A 13086-nucleotide genomic window follows, 5' to 3' on the forward strand; every position below is an offset into this window, starting at 1 on the left:
GCCGGCCTCTTCGCCGGTGGCGCGAAGAGGCCGGCGCAGGCAGGCTTACTTGCGCAGGCTCTGCACCAGGTTCTGCAGCGCCTGCTTCTGGCTTTCGGTGCCTTCGCTCATCACCTTGCCGACCAGGGCCGAGACGCTCAGGTTCTGCAGCGCGCCGGCCGACTGGCCCGCCGCGCCCAGCAGCTGCGACAGGTCCTCGACCACGTCGCGCTCGCCGGCCAGCTGTTCCTTGAAGGCGATCTTCAGCGTGTCGCTCTTGTTCACCGCGGCGTCGATGCCCTTGCCCACCGACAGCGCCTTGACGAAGCTGTCGAAGTAGTCGCCCTGGCCGCCCACGATGTCGATCCTGGCGTTCTTGAGCGCGATGCCCAGCACTTCGGCCTGTTCCCTGGCGATGGCCTGCTGCGCCTCGATCTGCTTGAGCGTCTCCAGGTGCGCGCGCTCCAGGCGCATGCGGTATTCCTCGTGCTCGCGCGTTTCCGGGCTCATGGCCTTCATGGCCTCGAACTTCTCCTTCAGGCCGCGCGCTTCGGCGCTGAACTTGACGTCGATGTTGTGCGCCTCGGCATCGCCCTGCTTGGCCAGCGCCTCGGCGTCCACCGTGCGCACCAGCGCATCGGCCTGGCCGATCTTTTCCTTGCCGGCGGCTTCGGCCTCCATGCGCGCGCGGATGCCCACGGCCTCGGCTTGGGCCTGCGCCTCGGTCACCTGCGCCTGGGCACGGCCCACCTTCTCGGTGCCGGTGGCCTCGGCTTCCAGGCTGGCCAGCTTGGCGCTGGCGCTGGCCACCTGCACCTTGGCGTCGGCCAGGCCCGGCGCGGCCGACAGGGCCTCGATGCCTTCGGCCTCGCGCTTCTTGGCCTCGGCCTCGCGCTCGGCCACCTTCAGGCGGGCATCGGCCAGCAGCAGGTCCTCGGCGGCCTTGTGGCGCGCCTTGCGTTCCTGCGCCTCGGCGGCCTTCACTTCCAGGATCACCTTTTCCTCGGCCGCGGCTTCGGCACCGATCACCACCGCCTTGCGCGTGCGGTCGGCCTCGGCCACTTCACGCACTTCCTTGATCGCCTCTTCCTGCTCGGCCACCGTGCGCTCGACCACGATGCGCTCGCGGATCACGTCGGCAATGGCCTTCTTCTGCACTTCGACGGCCTTGTCTTTTTCGATGCGCTGCAGCGTCACCTCCTTCTCGCGCGCCACCACTTCCAGGTCCTGGGCGCGGGTCACGCGTTCCTGTTCGATGACGACCGCGCGCTTGCGGTTGTTCTCGGCCACTTCCTTTTCGCGCAGCACGTTCTCGTTCTGCACCGCGATCTGCTGCTCGGCCTGCAGGCGTGCCATCTCGGCACGCGTGCGTTCCTCGGCCTGGATCTTGGCGGTCTCGGCCTCTTCGCGGGCGCGCACGCCGGCCACTTCGCGCGCCTGGCGCGCGGTGGCGTCGGCCTGCTGGCGTTCCAGCTCCAGCAGCGCTTCCTGCGTCTCGACGTTCTTCTTCTTGATCTGCATCTCCTCGTTGCGGCGCAGTTCGTTGGTCACCACGTGCTCCACGGCCGTGAGCTGCGTGATCTTCTTGATGCCCTGCGCGTCGAGGATGTTGTTGGAGTCCAGGCGTGCCAGCGGCGTCTGCTCCAGGTAGTCGATGGCCGAGCTTTCGAGTACGTAGCCCGACAGGTCGTTGCCGATCTGGCTCATGATCTTGTCGCGGAAGACGTCGCGCGCGTCGTACAGGTCGACGAAGTCCATGGCCTTGCCCACGGTCTTGAGCGCCTCGGAGAACTTGGCCGAGAACAGGTCTTCCAGCGTGGACTGGTTGGAGGCGCGGTCGCAGCCGATGGACTGCGCGACGTGCAGCACGTCTTCGGCGGTCTGGTTCACGCGCACGAAGAACTTCACCTTGATGTCGGCGCGGATGTTGTCCGCGCAGATCAGGCCTTGGTCGCCCGAGCGGTCGATCTCGATGGTCTTGATCGAGATGTCCATCAGCTCGGCCTTGTTGATGATGGGCAGCACCAGGCCGCCGGTGAAAGTGACCTTCGGGTCGCCGCGGAAGGGGTTGATGATCAGCGCGTGGCCCTGCTCCACCTTGTGATAGAAGCGGGAGAACATCGCGAAGACGCCGAAGATCACGATGATCGCGATGACGGCCAGGACCACGAAGGTGATGATCGAAGAGGACATGCAAAGGCTCGCTGGAGAGGAAGAGTAGAAGGGCTGTGGGCAGGCGAGGGGGCCTGTGTCAGCCCCTCAGGGGAAGGACGTCAACGCCGCAGGCGGGCAGGCCGGGGCGGCGGCTGCGCCATCGGCCTGCATGTTCGCCGCATCAGGGCGCGGCATCCATCGACTGAACGAGATAGCGCCGCGCATGGCGGTCGTATTCCACGATCAGGGCCTGGCTGCCGCGCCGCAGCGGGTTGGGGCTCGGCGACCAGACCTGGATGAGGAGGGCGGCGCCGCGCTGCGCCACCTGGGCATAGCCCTGCTGCTCGTCCACGCTGCCGGTGGTGATGGTGCAGGTCTGGCCGATCAGGTCGCTGTTGTGCCGCGCGTACTGCGTGACGAAGGCGCCGCGCAGCGGCCGCACGATGCGCGCTGCGATCACGATGGACAGCGCGAAGCAGGCGGCCAGCACCGCCAGCCCGGCCAGGATCTGCAGCGGCAGCGTGGGCACCCAGGCCAGCAGCCAGATGCCGGCCAGCGTGCTCAGCGTCCAGCCGATGACGACCAGCAGCGTGACGACGATGGAAAAGGGCACGCCCGACAGGCCGAAGGCCACCACGTAGCCGGCGATGGTGCCGAGGTCGTCCGCGCTCACGTCCGCGTGCTCGGCAATGTCCAGGTCGATGCTGCTTTCGCCGAAGTCGACCAGGCCGACGATGGCGGCGATCCAGTACACCAGCACCACCGCCAGCGCGAGGCTGTACAGGAAGGTGGGAAAGCCGAAAACGACGGAGAGGAATTCGCGCATGGTCTTGTGTTTGTTGTGCAGTGGCGAAGGGCTGGGCGGGTGGCTGTCTCAGGCTTTTCGCTTCCTGGCCGCCGGGCGTGGCGCGCTGGCGGCGGCGCGCGCGGGCGGCGCGGCCGGTGGCACGAAGGCGATCAGCTCGCGCGTAGCCGCCTCCTTGATGCCCAGCCGGTCCTCGGGCGCGAGCCCGTAGCGCTCGGCCAGCAGCGCATAGTCCGATTCGTCGAGCGTGACCGTGAGGCGGGGCCGCTTGGGCCGCGCCGCCACGGGCAGGCCGAGCACGCTGCGGATCTGCTGCGAGGTGGACACGTTCTCGTGGAAGGCGGCCACGCGGATCGCCTCCATCACCGCTTCTTCCACGTCGAAGGCCACCTGCACCGCGCGCAGCGCCGATTCCGAACCCTGCCAGCGGGCGGGCGTCTTTCTCTTGGGTGTGTTGTTGTGGCTCATGCGCGTGACGGGCGTATGACGCGGTGTCCCAAAGATCGGATGTGCGGCGGGCAGCCGGCCTCAGGCAGCCGGCGCGCCGTCGTCCCGGGCGGGCGCTGCCGCCGGCGAAGCGGCCGGCGCTGCCGCAGCGGCCTGGCGCGCGCGCAGCCTGGCCATCACCGATTCCGCCCGTGCCTTGTCGTTGTCGCCGATGCCGGCCGCCGCCAGTTCGTGCTCCAGCGCCTTGTGGCCGAACTCCTTGTCCAGCGCCTCGGCGGCCGCCATGCGGTCGGCCAGGTCCTCGTGCCGCTTCTTGATGCGGTCCAGCGATTCGCGCGCGCTGGTGAGCCTGGAGCCGGTGCTGCCGATGCTGTCCGAAATGCTCTGCGTCGCGCGGTAGACGCTCTCGGTGGTCTTGGCGATGCCGATCTCGCGCTCGTGCTCGCGCACGCGCGCCTCGGCGCTGCGGATCAGGTCCTTCAGGCGCTGCACCTGCACCGCGAAGCCGGCATGCGCCTGCGTCTGCGCCTGCAGCTCGGCTTCCAGGCCGGCCACGCGCTCGGCCACCTTCAGCGCCAGGCCCTCCTCGGTCTTGTCCAGCGCCTGCAGGGCCATGTCTTCGTGGCGGCGGATCTCGCCCTTGATGCGCTCGATGTCGCGCGCGGTCTGCATCTCCTTGGCCATCACGGCCGTGAGTTCGGTCTTGGCCTCGCTGATGCTCGACTTGGCGTCGATGATCTCCTGCTCGTAGATGCGGGTGGCGTTGTTGTCGACCACGCTCTGCCCCAGTTCGCGCGCGCTGCCGCGCAGCAGGGTGACGAGTTTCTTGATGACGGTCATGTTGGGCTCCGGTGGGGTTCGTGGGGGAGGTTCAGCGCAGGAATTCGGCCAGCGCGTCCAGGGCGTCGAGCGCGTTGTCGCTGAGCACGGCCACTTCGTGGGCCACGTCCTCGGCGCGTGCGCTGCGCGAAAGTGCGCCATGGAGCACGTAGCGCGTGCCCACGCGCCCGAAGGAGGACAGCGGCACGGAGGGGTTCAGGTCGAGCAGCGCCTCGTGCAGCTCGGCGCGGCGCTCGGGGCGCACGTCCTCGTCGGTCCAGAGGTAGCACAGGCAGATGAACTGCGTGTCCGAACTGGTCACGAAGATGGGCAGCTCGTCGCGCCCTTCGATGCTGACGCGGATGACGGGCACCTCGCCCGCAATGGGCTGCAGCTGCACGGCCACGCCACCCATCAGGGCCGAGGTCAGCGTGTCCAGGTTGCTGAGTTGATGAAGCAAGGTGGTCATGGTCCCTCCAGTGGATCGACGGGTGCAGGGCAGGCTGCCTTGAAGGGCAGTATGCGGAGCTGGACATATCATGTCAATCGAATTTTCGACATGCTATGTCTTTTCTGCAGAAGCCCGGCCTAGGCCGAACGGCCGGTTGGGCGGCCTGCCTGCGGGCTTTGCGGGGTGCAAGGGGTGGCGCACAAGCGGCTCCCTATAATCCCGGCCTTTCTCCGAGGAGCGTTGCAGCGTCCCCTTGCCGCGGGCAGGGCGGGTGCGAGGCTCGGAGCCCGGGACCGGCCCGCTAGGTCCCCTCTGCAACGACGCTCGCCCACGGCTCTGTGCGGTGAGTTTTCCCCAGAACGTGGTCGTCTTCAACCTGCCGTATGGAGCATTGATGAACGCGCCTGCCACTTCCCAACAACTGACCAACACCGATTGCGCCATCGCCGACCTGGGCCTTGCCGCCTGGGGCCGCAAGGAGATCGCGATCGCCGAAACCGAGATGCCCGGCCTGATGGCGATCCGCGAGGAATACGCCAGGAGCCAGCCGCTGAAGGGCGCGCGCATCGCGGGCTCGCTGCACATGACGATCCAGACCGCAGTGCTGATCGAGACGCTGCAGGCCCTGGGCGCCGAAGTGCGCTGGGCGTCGTGCAACATCTTCTCGACGCAGGACCATGCCGCGGCGGCCATCGCCGCGTCGGGCACGCCGGTGTTCGCCGTGAAGGGCGAGACCCTGGCCGACTACTGGGACTACACGCACCGCATCTTCGAGTTCGGCCCCAAGGGCTCGAAGGCCGAAGGCCCGAACATGATCCTGGACGATGGCGGCGATGCCACGCTGCTGATGCACCTGGGCGCCAAGGCCGAGAAGGACATCAAGGCCCTGGGCCGCGCCAGGAGCGAGGAGGAGAAGATCCTGCACGCCGCGATCAAGGCCAAGCTCAAGGCCGATCCGACCTGGTACAGCCGCCGCCTGAAGAACATCATCGGCGTGACCGAAGAGACCACCACGGGCGTGCACCGCCTGAACGAGATGTCGGCCAAGGGCACGCTGCTGATGCGCGCCATCAACGTCAACGACTCGGTCACCAAGAGCAAGTTCGACAACCTCTACGGCTGCCGCGAGTCGCTGGTGGACGGCATCAAGCGCGCCACCGACGTGATGATCGCCGGCAAGGTCGCCGTGGTCTGCGGCTACGGCGACGTGGGCAAGGGCTCGGCCCAGGCGCTGCGCGCGCTGTCGGCGCAGGTCTGGGTGACCGAGATCGACCCCATCAACGCGCTGCAGGCCGCCATGGAAGGCTACAAGGTCGTGACCATGGAATACGCGGCCGACAAGGCCGACATCTTCGTCACGACCACGGGCAACCGCGATGTGATCCGCTACGAGCACATGGTGGCCATGAAGGACCAGGCCATCGTCTGCAACATCGGCCACTTCGACAACGAGATCGACGTCGCGGCGCTGGAGAAGCACTGCCAGTGGGAAGAGATCAAGCCGCAGGTCGACCACGTGATCTTCCCCAAGGTCGGCCGCAAGCCCGCCAAGCGCATCATCCTCTTGGCCAAGGGCCGCCTCGTGAACCTGGGCTGCGGCACGGGCCACCCGAGCTACGTGATGTCGTCCAGCTTCGCGAACCAGACCCTCGCGCAAATCGAGCTGTTCACCAAGCAGAAGGACTACAAGGTGGGCCAGGTCTACGTGCTGCCCAAGCACCTGGACGAGAAGGTCGCGCGCCTGCAGCTGTCCAAGCTGGGCGCCGAGCTGACCCAGCTGACCAAGGAGCAGGCCGCCTACATCGGCGTGCCCGTGCAGGGGCCGTACAAGCCCGACACGTACAGGTACTGAGCGAGCCGGGCGCGCGCCACTTGGTGCGTACGCGCCGAATGCCATGCGGGCGGATCAGCTTCTTGTTGCACGCGGCCTGGCCGCCTCGCGGTCCCAGGCGGCGCGCCTGATCGCGGGCGGGCTGCGCTGGCGCGCGCATGCGGCCCAGCCCTGGCGCACGGTGGCCAAGAGCGGCGAGGAACTGCCCGAGGGCGCAGAGCTCGAACTGGTCGACGGCGCCGAGGCACGCTATGTCTCGCGCGGCGGGCTCAAGCTCGAGGGTGCGCTGGCCGCCACCGGCGTGGCGGTGGCCGGGCGCCTGTGCCTGGACGTGGGCCAGTCCACCGGCGGCTTCACCGACTGCCTGCTGCAGCAGGGTGCCGCCCATGTGGTGGGCGTGGACGTGGGCCACGGCCAGCTGCATGCGCGGCTGGCCGCCGATGCGCGGGTGACGGCCATCGAGAAATGCAATGCGCGTGCGCTCGAGCCCGCGCAGCTGCGCGATGCGCCGCCATTCGCGGGCGGCGCGCCGATGGGCTTCGACCTCGTCGTCGGCGATCTGTCGTTCATCTCGCTCACGCTGGTGCTGCCGGCGCTGGCGCCGCTGCTGCGGCCCGGCGGCGATCTGCTGATGTTGGTCAAGCCGCAGTTCGAGCTGCAGCCCGCGCAGATCGGCAAGGGCGGCATCGTGCGCGATGCGGCGCTGTACGACCAGGTGCAGGCGCGGCTGCGTGAGGCCGCCCTGGCCTGCGGCCTGCGGGTGCGACACTGGCTGCCCAGCCCCATCGTGGGCGGCGACGGCAACCGCGAGTTCTTCATTCATGCCCGGCAGGGCAGCAGCAGCGAAGGAGGAGGCGATGCGCCTGCCACTGAGCTTTGAGTTCTTTCCCCCCAAGACGCCCGAGGGCGTGGTGAAGCTGCGCGCGGTGCGCGCCCAGCTCTATGCGATGAAGCCCGAGTTCTGCTCGGTCACCTATGGCGCGGGCGGCTCCACGCAGGCCGGCACCTTCGGCGCCGTGCAGGAGATCCTGGCCGAAGGCGTGGATGCGGCCAGCCACTTCTCCTGCGTCGGCGCCACGCGCGAGACGGTGCGCGCCCAGCTGGCCGAGCTGCGCGGCATGGGCGTCAAGCGCCTGGTGGCGCTGCGCGGCGACCTGCCCAGCGGCTATGGCGTGGGCGGCGAGTTCCAGTACGCGAGCGACCTCGTCGCCTTCATCCGCGCCGAGACGGGGCGCGACTTCCACATCGAGGTGGCGGCCTACCCGGAAGTGCATCCGCAGGCGCGTTCGGCCGAGGCCGACCTGCAAGCCTTCGCGGCCAAGGTGCGGGCGGGCGCCGACTCGGCCATCACGCAATACTTCTTCAGCGCCGAGGCCTACTGGCGCTTCGTCGACGATGCGCGCGCCAAGGGGCTGGATCTGCCCATCGTGCCCGGCATCATGCCGATCACGAGTTCCACGCAGCTGATGCGCTTCTCCGACGCCTGCGGCGCCGAGATCCCGCGCTGGATCCGGCTGCGGCTGCAGGGCTTCGGCGACGACACGGCCTCCATCAAGGCCTTCGGCCTGGACGTGGTCGCGCAGCTGTGCGAGCGGCTGCAGGCGGGCGGTGCGCCCGCGCTGCACTTCTACACGATGAACCAGTCGGTGGCCACGCTCGGCGTGCTGCAGCGGCTGGGTTGGGCGGCATGAAGGGGCCGCAGGCCGCATCGCCCCGCCGACGCTTGCGGGCGCCGCGCCGGGACTTGCGATCCGTCCTGACCGTGGCGGCCACGTCGCTGCTCGTGGCGTGCACCCACACGCCGCCTGCCGAAGGGCCCGAGCAGCCGGCCGAGGCGATGCCGCCGCTGAAGCCCCTGGCGCGCCAGCCCGGCACGCCGGCCGATGCGCCGCGCAGCCTGGTGCCGCAGGCGCGCTACGACCTGGCGATCGGGCGCACCGAAGAGGAACTGGAAGCCGACGATGACAAGCCGGGCGACGACGCGCCTGGCGAGGTGTTCCAGCGCGGCGGCGCGTCCTACTACGGCATGCAGTTCCACCAGCGCCGCACGGCGAACGGGGAGCGTTTCGATGTAGGCGCGATGACGGCCGCCCACAAGACGCTGCCGTTCAACACCCGCGTGTGCGTGCGCAGCCTGGTCAACGGCAAGGAGGTGCTGGTGCGCGTGAACGACCGCGGCCCCTTCGTGCCGGGGCGGGTGATCGACTTGAGCCCGGTGGCCGCGGAGGCCCTGGACATGGTGGACATGGGCATCAAGCAGGTGGCGCTCACCGTGGTCGGCCCCGATGGCGGCCGCTGCGCGGGCCGTGCCGTGGCCGCCGTGCAAGCCGCGTCGCCGGCCGCGGAGCCGGTGGCGCCGCCGCAGAGCAAACCGGCCGCACCGGTCAAGCGCACCGCCTCGGCCCGCCGCAGCACGCGCGGCAGGCGCTGAGCCGGGCCGCGCATTTCTCGGTCAGCCGCCGTGTTCGAGCGTGAAGCCCGCGTGGCGGTCCTGCGCGAGCCACGCGGCCATCTGCGCCAGGGCCGGACGCAGCTGGTCGGCCAGTGTGAAGGGCGGGTTGATCAGGAACATGCCGCTGGCGGGCAGGCCAGGGCGCTTACCCTGGCCGTCGGGCGTGCTGGCGATCTTGCTGGACTTCACCGTCAGCGTCGCATGCAGCCAGGGCTTGCCGGCCTTGTTCGCCAGCGTCTTGAGGCGGCGCGGCAGCTCGTGCGCCTCTGGGCGCGGGATGATCGGGTACCAGACCGCATAGACCCCCGTCGCGAAGCGCTTGAGGGCTTCGGCCACGAAGGCGGCCGTGCGCGCGTAGTCGGTCTTGAGCTCGTAGCTCGGATCGGTCAGCACCAGCGCGCGGCGCGAGGGCGGCGGCAGGAACTTGGTGGCGCTGCCGAAGCCGTCCTCGCGCAGCACGGCGACCTGGCGGCCGGCCTCCAGCTGGGCGACGTTGGCGTCCAGCGTGCGCGCGTCCGTGGGATGCAGTTCGTAGAGCTTGAGCTTGTCCTGCTCGCGCAGCAGGTGCTGGGCGATGAAGGGCGAGCCGGGATATACGCGGGCCTGCCCGGCGCGGTTGAAGCTGCGCACCAGCTCCAGGTAGCGGGCGAGGGCGGGCGCGGGTTCATCGGGCACGGGGGGCTTGCGCGCGGGCGCCGAGGGGGCGGCGTCGGCGTCCGGGCTCAGCAGGCGCAGCACGCCTTGGGCCGCCTCGCCGCTGGTGCCCGCGTAGTCGCCGTCGAGCCGGTACAGGCCGGCGCCGGCATGGGTGTCGATCACCGTGAGCGGGGCGTCTTTCTCGAGCAGGCGCTCGAGCGCCGCAATCAGCACCGTGTGTTTGAGCACGTCGGCATGGTTGCCGGCGTGGAAGGCGTGTCGGTAGCTGAACATGGTCCGATGCTAACCGCCCGGGCCAGGATTTGCGGTACCGGCGCTTGCCCGCCTATAATGGCGGGCTTTGCAGCGATTTCGGGTCCCGCGGCAAAGACGCCTGGATGCTTCGCCTTCGTGAGGTTTTCAGGCCGCAACCCACCTAAGAGCTTTCCCTCCAGAGGATGGCCGACCGTGGAAAAGGGCCCTCAGCAAACCTTCTTCCTCCCAGGAAAACTCATGTCCACTTTCAGCGCAAAGCCCGCTGAGGTCGTGCACGAGTGGTTTGTGATTGACGCGACCGACAAGGTCCTCGGACGGGTAGCCAGCGAAGTTGCCCTCCGTCTGCGCGGCAAGCACAAGGCCATTTACACGCCTCACGTCGACACCGGCGATTTCATCGTCATCGTCAACGCCTCCAAGCTCAAGGTCACCGGCACCAAGTCGCTCGACAAGGTGTACTACCGTCATTCGGGCTTCCCCGGCGGCATCACCGCCACCAACTTCCGCGACCTGCAAGCCAAGCATCCTGGCCGTGCGCTCGAGAAGGCCGTCAAGGGCATGCTGCCCAAGGGTCCTCTGGGCTACGCCATGATCAAGAAGCTGAAGGTCTACGGCGGCGCGGAACACCCGCACACCGCCCAGCAGCCCAAGCCGCTGGAAATCTGAGGAGCCTTGAGATGATTGGTGATTGGAACAATGGCACCGGCCGTCGCAAGTCCAGCGTCGCCCGCGTGTTTCTCAAGAAGGGCACCGGCAAGATCACGGTGAACGGCAAGGCCATCGAAGAGTTCTTCGGTCGCCAGACCTCGATCATGATCGCCAAGCAGCCCCTGGTGCTGACCGACAACGTCGAAACCTTCGACATCCAGGTCAACGTCCATGGCGGCGGCGAATCCGGCCAGGCCGGCGCGACCCGCCACGGCATCACCCGTGCCCTGATCGACTACGACGCGAACCTCAAGCCGGTGCTGAGCCAGGCTGGTTTCGTCACGCGTGACGCCCGCGAAGTGGAACGCAAGAAGGTCGGTCTGCACTCCGCCCGTCGCCGCAAGCAATTCTCGAAGCGCTGATCTTCGCTGCTGCGGACCTGGATGGCCGCGTTGCGAATCCTCACCGGACGTGAGTCCGGTTCCGGTTCGCGCCTTGCCCTCCAGGCCCTCGCGACGCGAATATCCGCACTTCGTGCCTGCATGCACGATCAAAAAAACCGCCCTCCGGGCGGTTTTTCTTTGCCTGCGTTAGCATTCCACACCTTGGCTGCACGGCTTTTTCTGCCGGTGCGGTCCCCACGGAGTCCCTGCCATGAGTGCTGTTGCCGAAGAAACCCCTGTCACCTCGTCCGAGGCGATGCCCGAGCCGATCATCTTCACGGACAGCGCGGCCGCCAAGGTGGCCGATCTGATCGCTGAGGAAGGCAACCCCGACCTGAAGCTGCGCGTGTTCGTGCAGGGCGGCGGCTGCTCGGGCTTCCAGTACGGCTTCACCTTCGACGAGATCACCAACGAGGACGACACCACCATGACCAAGAATGGCGTGTCGCTGCTCATCGACGCGATGAGCTACCAGTACCTCGTCGGCGCCGAGATCGACTACAAGGAAGACCTGCAGGGCGCGCAGTTCGTGATCAAGAATCCGAATGCCACCACTACCTGTGGCTGCGGTTCGAGCTTCTCGACCTGAGCGGGGCGCCCCCGCCGCGTTCGCCCAAGAAAGACCAGCCGCCTTCGGGCGGCTTTTTCGTTCCCGCCGTCTCGCATCGCCCCGCCATGCCCTCCGTTTCCCCCTCTCCTCCTGCCGGTGAGGCTGCGCCCTCGACGCGCGTGCTGTTGTGGCTGGTGGCCATCGGCTTCTTCATGCAGACGCTGGACGCCACCATCATCAACACCGCCCTGCCGGCCATGGCGGCCAGCCTGGGCGAAAGCCCGCTGCGCATGCAGTCGGTGGTGGTGGCTTACTCGCTCACCATGGCGATGCTGATCCCGGCCTCGGGCTGGCTGGCGGACCGCTTCGGCACGCGGCGCGTGTTCATGTGCGCGATCGCCATCTTCTCGCTGGGCTCGCTGGCCTGCGCGCTCGCGCACTCCCTGTCGGCCCTGGTGGCGGCCCGCATCGTCCAGGGCGTGGGCGGGGCGCTGCTGCTGCCCGTGGGGCGGCTGGCCGTGCTGCGCACCGTGCCGCGCGGCGAGTTCCTGCAGGCGATGAGCTTCGTGGCCATTCCGGGCCTGATCGGCCCGCTGCTCGGACCGACGCTGGGCGGCTGGCTGGTGCAGGCCGCGTCCTGGCACTGGATCTTCCTGATCAACCTGCCCGTGGGCGTGCTGGGTGTGGCCGCCACGCTGCGCTACATGCCCGACGCGCGCGCGCCGGAGCGCGTGCGCTTCGACCTGTTGGGCTATGCGCTGCTGGCAGTCGCCATGGTGGCCATCTCGCTGGCCGTGGAAGGCAGTGCGCAGCTGGGCCTGGGCCGTGGCGGCGGCTTCGTGCTGGCCGTGTTCGGGCTGGCCTCGCTCACGGTCTACTGGCTGCATGCGGCCCGCGCGGAGCGGCCGCTCTTCTCTCCGCTGCTGTTCCGTGTGCGCACCTTGAGCGTGGGGCTGCTGGGCAACCTGTTCTGCCGCCTGGGCAGCGGGGCCATGCCTTTCCTCATCCCGGTGTCGCTGCAGGTGTCGCTGGGCTACACACCGCTGCATGCAGGGCTGATGATGCTGCCCACCGCGCTGGCGGGCATGGGCATGAAGCGCGTGGCTACGCCGCTGATCCTGCGCTTCGGCTACCGCAACGTGCTGGTGATCAACACCCTGGTTATTGGCGCGCTGATGGCCAGCTTCGCGCTCGCCGGGCCGGGCATGCCGGTCTGGCTGCACGTGGCGCAGCTGGCGGTGTTCGGCGCCTTCAATTCGCTGCAGTTCACGGCCATGAACACCATCACGCTCAAGGACCTGGACGGCGCCAGCGCCAGCAGCGGCAACAGCCTGCTGTCGATGGTGCAGATGCTGGCGATGAGCCTGGGCGTGGCGGTCGCGGGGGCGGTGCTCGCGGGCTTCAGCGACGCCTTCGCGGCCTCGGGCGCCGGCGCGGCGCAGCGGGCCTTCGAGGCCACTTTCACCACGGTCGGGCTGATCACCATGATCTCGGCCGGGGTTTTCTGGCACCTGCCGCCGCAGGCGCGCGCGCCTGAGCTGGAGGGGCCGGAGGTGTCGGGCCAGCGCTGAACTCGCTGCGAGGTTCCGCAGCGG

The 13086-nt window shown here is 68.6% G+C and carries 14 protein-coding genes and 1 riboswitch; of the genes, 8 read left to right on the plus strand and 6 right to left on the minus strand.

Annotated features, from left to right (window positions below; genetic code table 11):
- Positions 1 to 45: 45 nt before the first annotated feature.
- From LG388_RS15390 to LG388_RS15410, 5 genes are all read right to left on the minus strand, one after another.
- Entirely contained in the window at positions 46 to 2172 is a 2127-nt protein-coding gene (locus tag LG388_RS15390) for a flotillin family protein (protein ID WP_225783629.1), read from the minus strand.
- Positions 2173 to 2314: 142 nt separating this feature from the next.
- Positions 2315 to 2959 carry an OB-fold-containig protein gene (locus LG388_RS15395; protein WP_225783630.1) on the minus strand — a complete coding sequence of 215 codons (645 nt, stop codon included), beginning with the start codon at positions 2957 to 2959 and terminating at the stop codon, positions 2315 to 2317.
- Positions 2960 to 3007: 48 nt separating this feature from the next.
- Positions 3008 to 3406, minus strand: a complete 399-nt coding sequence (locus tag LG388_RS15400; protein ID WP_225783631.1) for a hypothetical protein — start codon at positions 3404 to 3406, stop codon at positions 3008 to 3010.
- Positions 3407 to 3466: 60 nt separating this feature from the next.
- Entirely contained in the window at positions 3467 to 4225 is a 759-nt protein-coding gene (locus LG388_RS15405) for a PspA/IM30 family protein (RefSeq protein ID WP_225783632.1), read from the minus strand.
- A 31-nt stretch (positions 4226 to 4256) separates the two neighbouring features.
- On the minus strand, positions 4257 to 4673 hold the full coding sequence (locus tag LG388_RS15410) for a YjfI family protein (protein ID WP_225783633.1): 417 nt from the start codon (positions 4671 to 4673) through the stop codon (positions 4257 to 4259).
- Positions 4674 to 4881: 208 nt separating this feature from the next.
- Positions 4882 to 4988: riboswitch (S-adenosyl-L-homocysteine riboswitch) on the plus strand.
- 61 nt (positions 4989 to 5049) lie between these two features.
- On the opposite strand from LG388_RS15410, the gene ahcY reads away from it, so the two are divergent.
- From ahcY to LG388_RS15430, 4 genes are read left to right on the plus strand one after another with little or no spacing between them, the layout of a single operon-like run.
- The gene (gene ahcY / locus LG388_RS15415) at positions 5050 to 6507 is read left to right on the plus strand and encodes an adenosylhomocysteinase (RefSeq protein WP_225783634.1); all 1458 of its coding nucleotides are present in this window, start codon (positions 5050 to 5052) and stop codon (positions 6505 to 6507) included.
- Positions 6508 to 6550: 43 nt separating this feature from the next.
- On the plus strand, positions 6551 to 7366 hold the full coding sequence (locus LG388_RS15420; RefSeq protein WP_225783635.1) for a TlyA family RNA methyltransferase: 816 nt from the start codon (positions 6551 to 6553) through the stop codon (positions 7364 to 7366).
- Complete coding sequence (metF, locus tag LG388_RS15425) at positions 7344 to 8177, plus strand: methylenetetrahydrofolate reductase [NAD(P)H] (protein ID WP_225783636.1); 834 nt, start codon at positions 7344 to 7346, stop codon at positions 8175 to 8177. The genes LG388_RS15420 and metF overlap by 23 nt, the downstream gene beginning before the upstream one ends.
- Positions 8178 to 8230: 53 nt before the next feature.
- Positions 8231 to 8917, plus strand: coding sequence for a septal ring lytic transglycosylase RlpA family protein (locus LG388_RS15430; RefSeq protein ID WP_225783637.1), 687 nt, complete (start codon positions 8231 to 8233; stop codon positions 8915 to 8917).
- Between the two features lie 21 nt (positions 8918 to 8938).
- On the opposite strand, the gene LG388_RS15435 is transcribed toward LG388_RS15430, so the two are convergent.
- On the minus strand, positions 8939 to 9868 hold the full coding sequence (locus LG388_RS15435) for a 23S rRNA (adenine(2030)-N(6))-methyltransferase RlmJ (RefSeq protein WP_225783638.1): 930 nt from the start codon (positions 9866 to 9868) through the stop codon (positions 8939 to 8941).
- A gap of 219 nt (positions 9869 to 10087) precedes the next feature.
- Between LG388_RS15435 and rplM the strand changes: the two genes are divergently transcribed.
- The 4 genes from rplM (at position 10088) to mdtD (ending at position 13062) form a co-directional block, all read left to right on the plus strand.
- The gene (rplM, locus tag LG388_RS15440; protein ID WP_225783639.1) at positions 10088 to 10516 is read left to right on the plus strand and encodes a 50S ribosomal protein L13; all 429 of its coding nucleotides are present in this window, start codon (positions 10088 to 10090) and stop codon (positions 10514 to 10516) included.
- A gap of 11 nt (positions 10517 to 10527) precedes the next feature.
- Positions 10528 to 10920, plus strand: coding sequence for a 30S ribosomal protein S9 (rpsI, locus tag LG388_RS15445; RefSeq protein ID WP_225783640.1), 393 nt, complete (start codon positions 10528 to 10530; stop codon positions 10918 to 10920).
- Positions 10921 to 11152: 232 nt separating this feature from the next.
- Positions 11153 to 11530, plus strand: coding sequence for an iron-sulfur cluster insertion protein ErpA (erpA, locus tag LG388_RS15450; RefSeq protein ID WP_225783641.1), 378 nt, complete (start codon positions 11153 to 11155; stop codon positions 11528 to 11530).
- A gap of 86 nt (positions 11531 to 11616) precedes the next feature.
- Positions 11617 to 13062, plus strand: coding sequence for a multidrug transporter subunit MdtD (gene mdtD / locus LG388_RS15455; protein WP_225783642.1), 1446 nt, complete (start codon positions 11617 to 11619; stop codon positions 13060 to 13062).
- The last annotated feature ends 24 nt before the right edge of the window (positions 13063 to 13086 follow it).

The sequence above is a fragment of the Xenophilus sp. Marseille-Q4582 genome (assembly GCF_916700565.1).
Taxonomy (GTDB): Bacteria; Pseudomonadota; Gammaproteobacteria; order Burkholderiales; family Burkholderiaceae_C; genus Xenophilus.

What these genes read in the sequence shown, in the direction of transcription:
- mdtD (WP_225783642.1), top strand. Translation starts at nt 11,617, where the DNA reads ATGCCCTCCGTTTCCCCCTCTCCTCCTGCCGGTGAGGCTGCGCCCTCG.
- LG388_RS15435 (WP_225783638.1), bottom strand. Translation starts at nt 9,868, where the DNA reads ATGTTCAGCTACCGACACGCCTTCCACGCCGGCAACCATGCCGACGTG.
- metF (WP_225783636.1), top strand. Translation starts at nt 7,344, where the DNA reads ATGCGCCTGCCACTGAGCTTTGAGTTCTTTCCCCCCAAGACGCCCGAG.
- LG388_RS15390 (WP_225783629.1), bottom strand. Translation starts at nt 2,172, where the DNA reads ATGTCCTCTTCGATCATCACCTTCGTGGTCCTGGCCGTCATCGCGATC.
- rplM (WP_225783639.1), top strand. Translation starts at nt 10,088, where the DNA reads ATGTCCACTTTCAGCGCAAAGCCCGCTGAGGTCGTGCACGAGTGGTTT.
- LG388_RS15410 (WP_225783633.1), bottom strand. Translation starts at nt 4,673, where the DNA reads ATGACCACCTTGCTTCATCAACTCAGCAACCTGGACACGCTGACCTCG.
- erpA (WP_225783641.1), top strand. Translation starts at nt 11,153, where the DNA reads ATGAGTGCTGTTGCCGAAGAAACCCCTGTCACCTCGTCCGAGGCGATG.
- rpsI (WP_225783640.1), top strand. Translation starts at nt 10,528, where the DNA reads ATGATTGGTGATTGGAACAATGGCACCGGCCGTCGCAAGTCCAGCGTC.
- LG388_RS15405 (WP_225783632.1), bottom strand. Translation starts at nt 4,225, where the DNA reads ATGACCGTCATCAAGAAACTCGTCACCCTGCTGCGCGGCAGCGCGCGC.
- LG388_RS15400 (WP_225783631.1), bottom strand. Translation starts at nt 3,406, where the DNA reads ATGAGCCACAACAACACACCCAAGAGAAAGACGCCCGCCCGCTGGCAG.
- ahcY (WP_225783634.1), top strand. Translation starts at nt 5,050, where the DNA reads ATGAACGCGCCTGCCACTTCCCAACAACTGACCAACACCGATTGCGCC.
- LG388_RS15420 (WP_225783635.1), top strand. Translation starts at nt 6,551, where the DNA reads ATGCGGGCGGATCAGCTTCTTGTTGCACGCGGCCTGGCCGCCTCGCGG.
- LG388_RS15395 (WP_225783630.1), bottom strand. Translation starts at nt 2,959, where the DNA reads ATGCGCGAATTCCTCTCCGTCGTTTTCGGCTTTCCCACCTTCCTGTAC.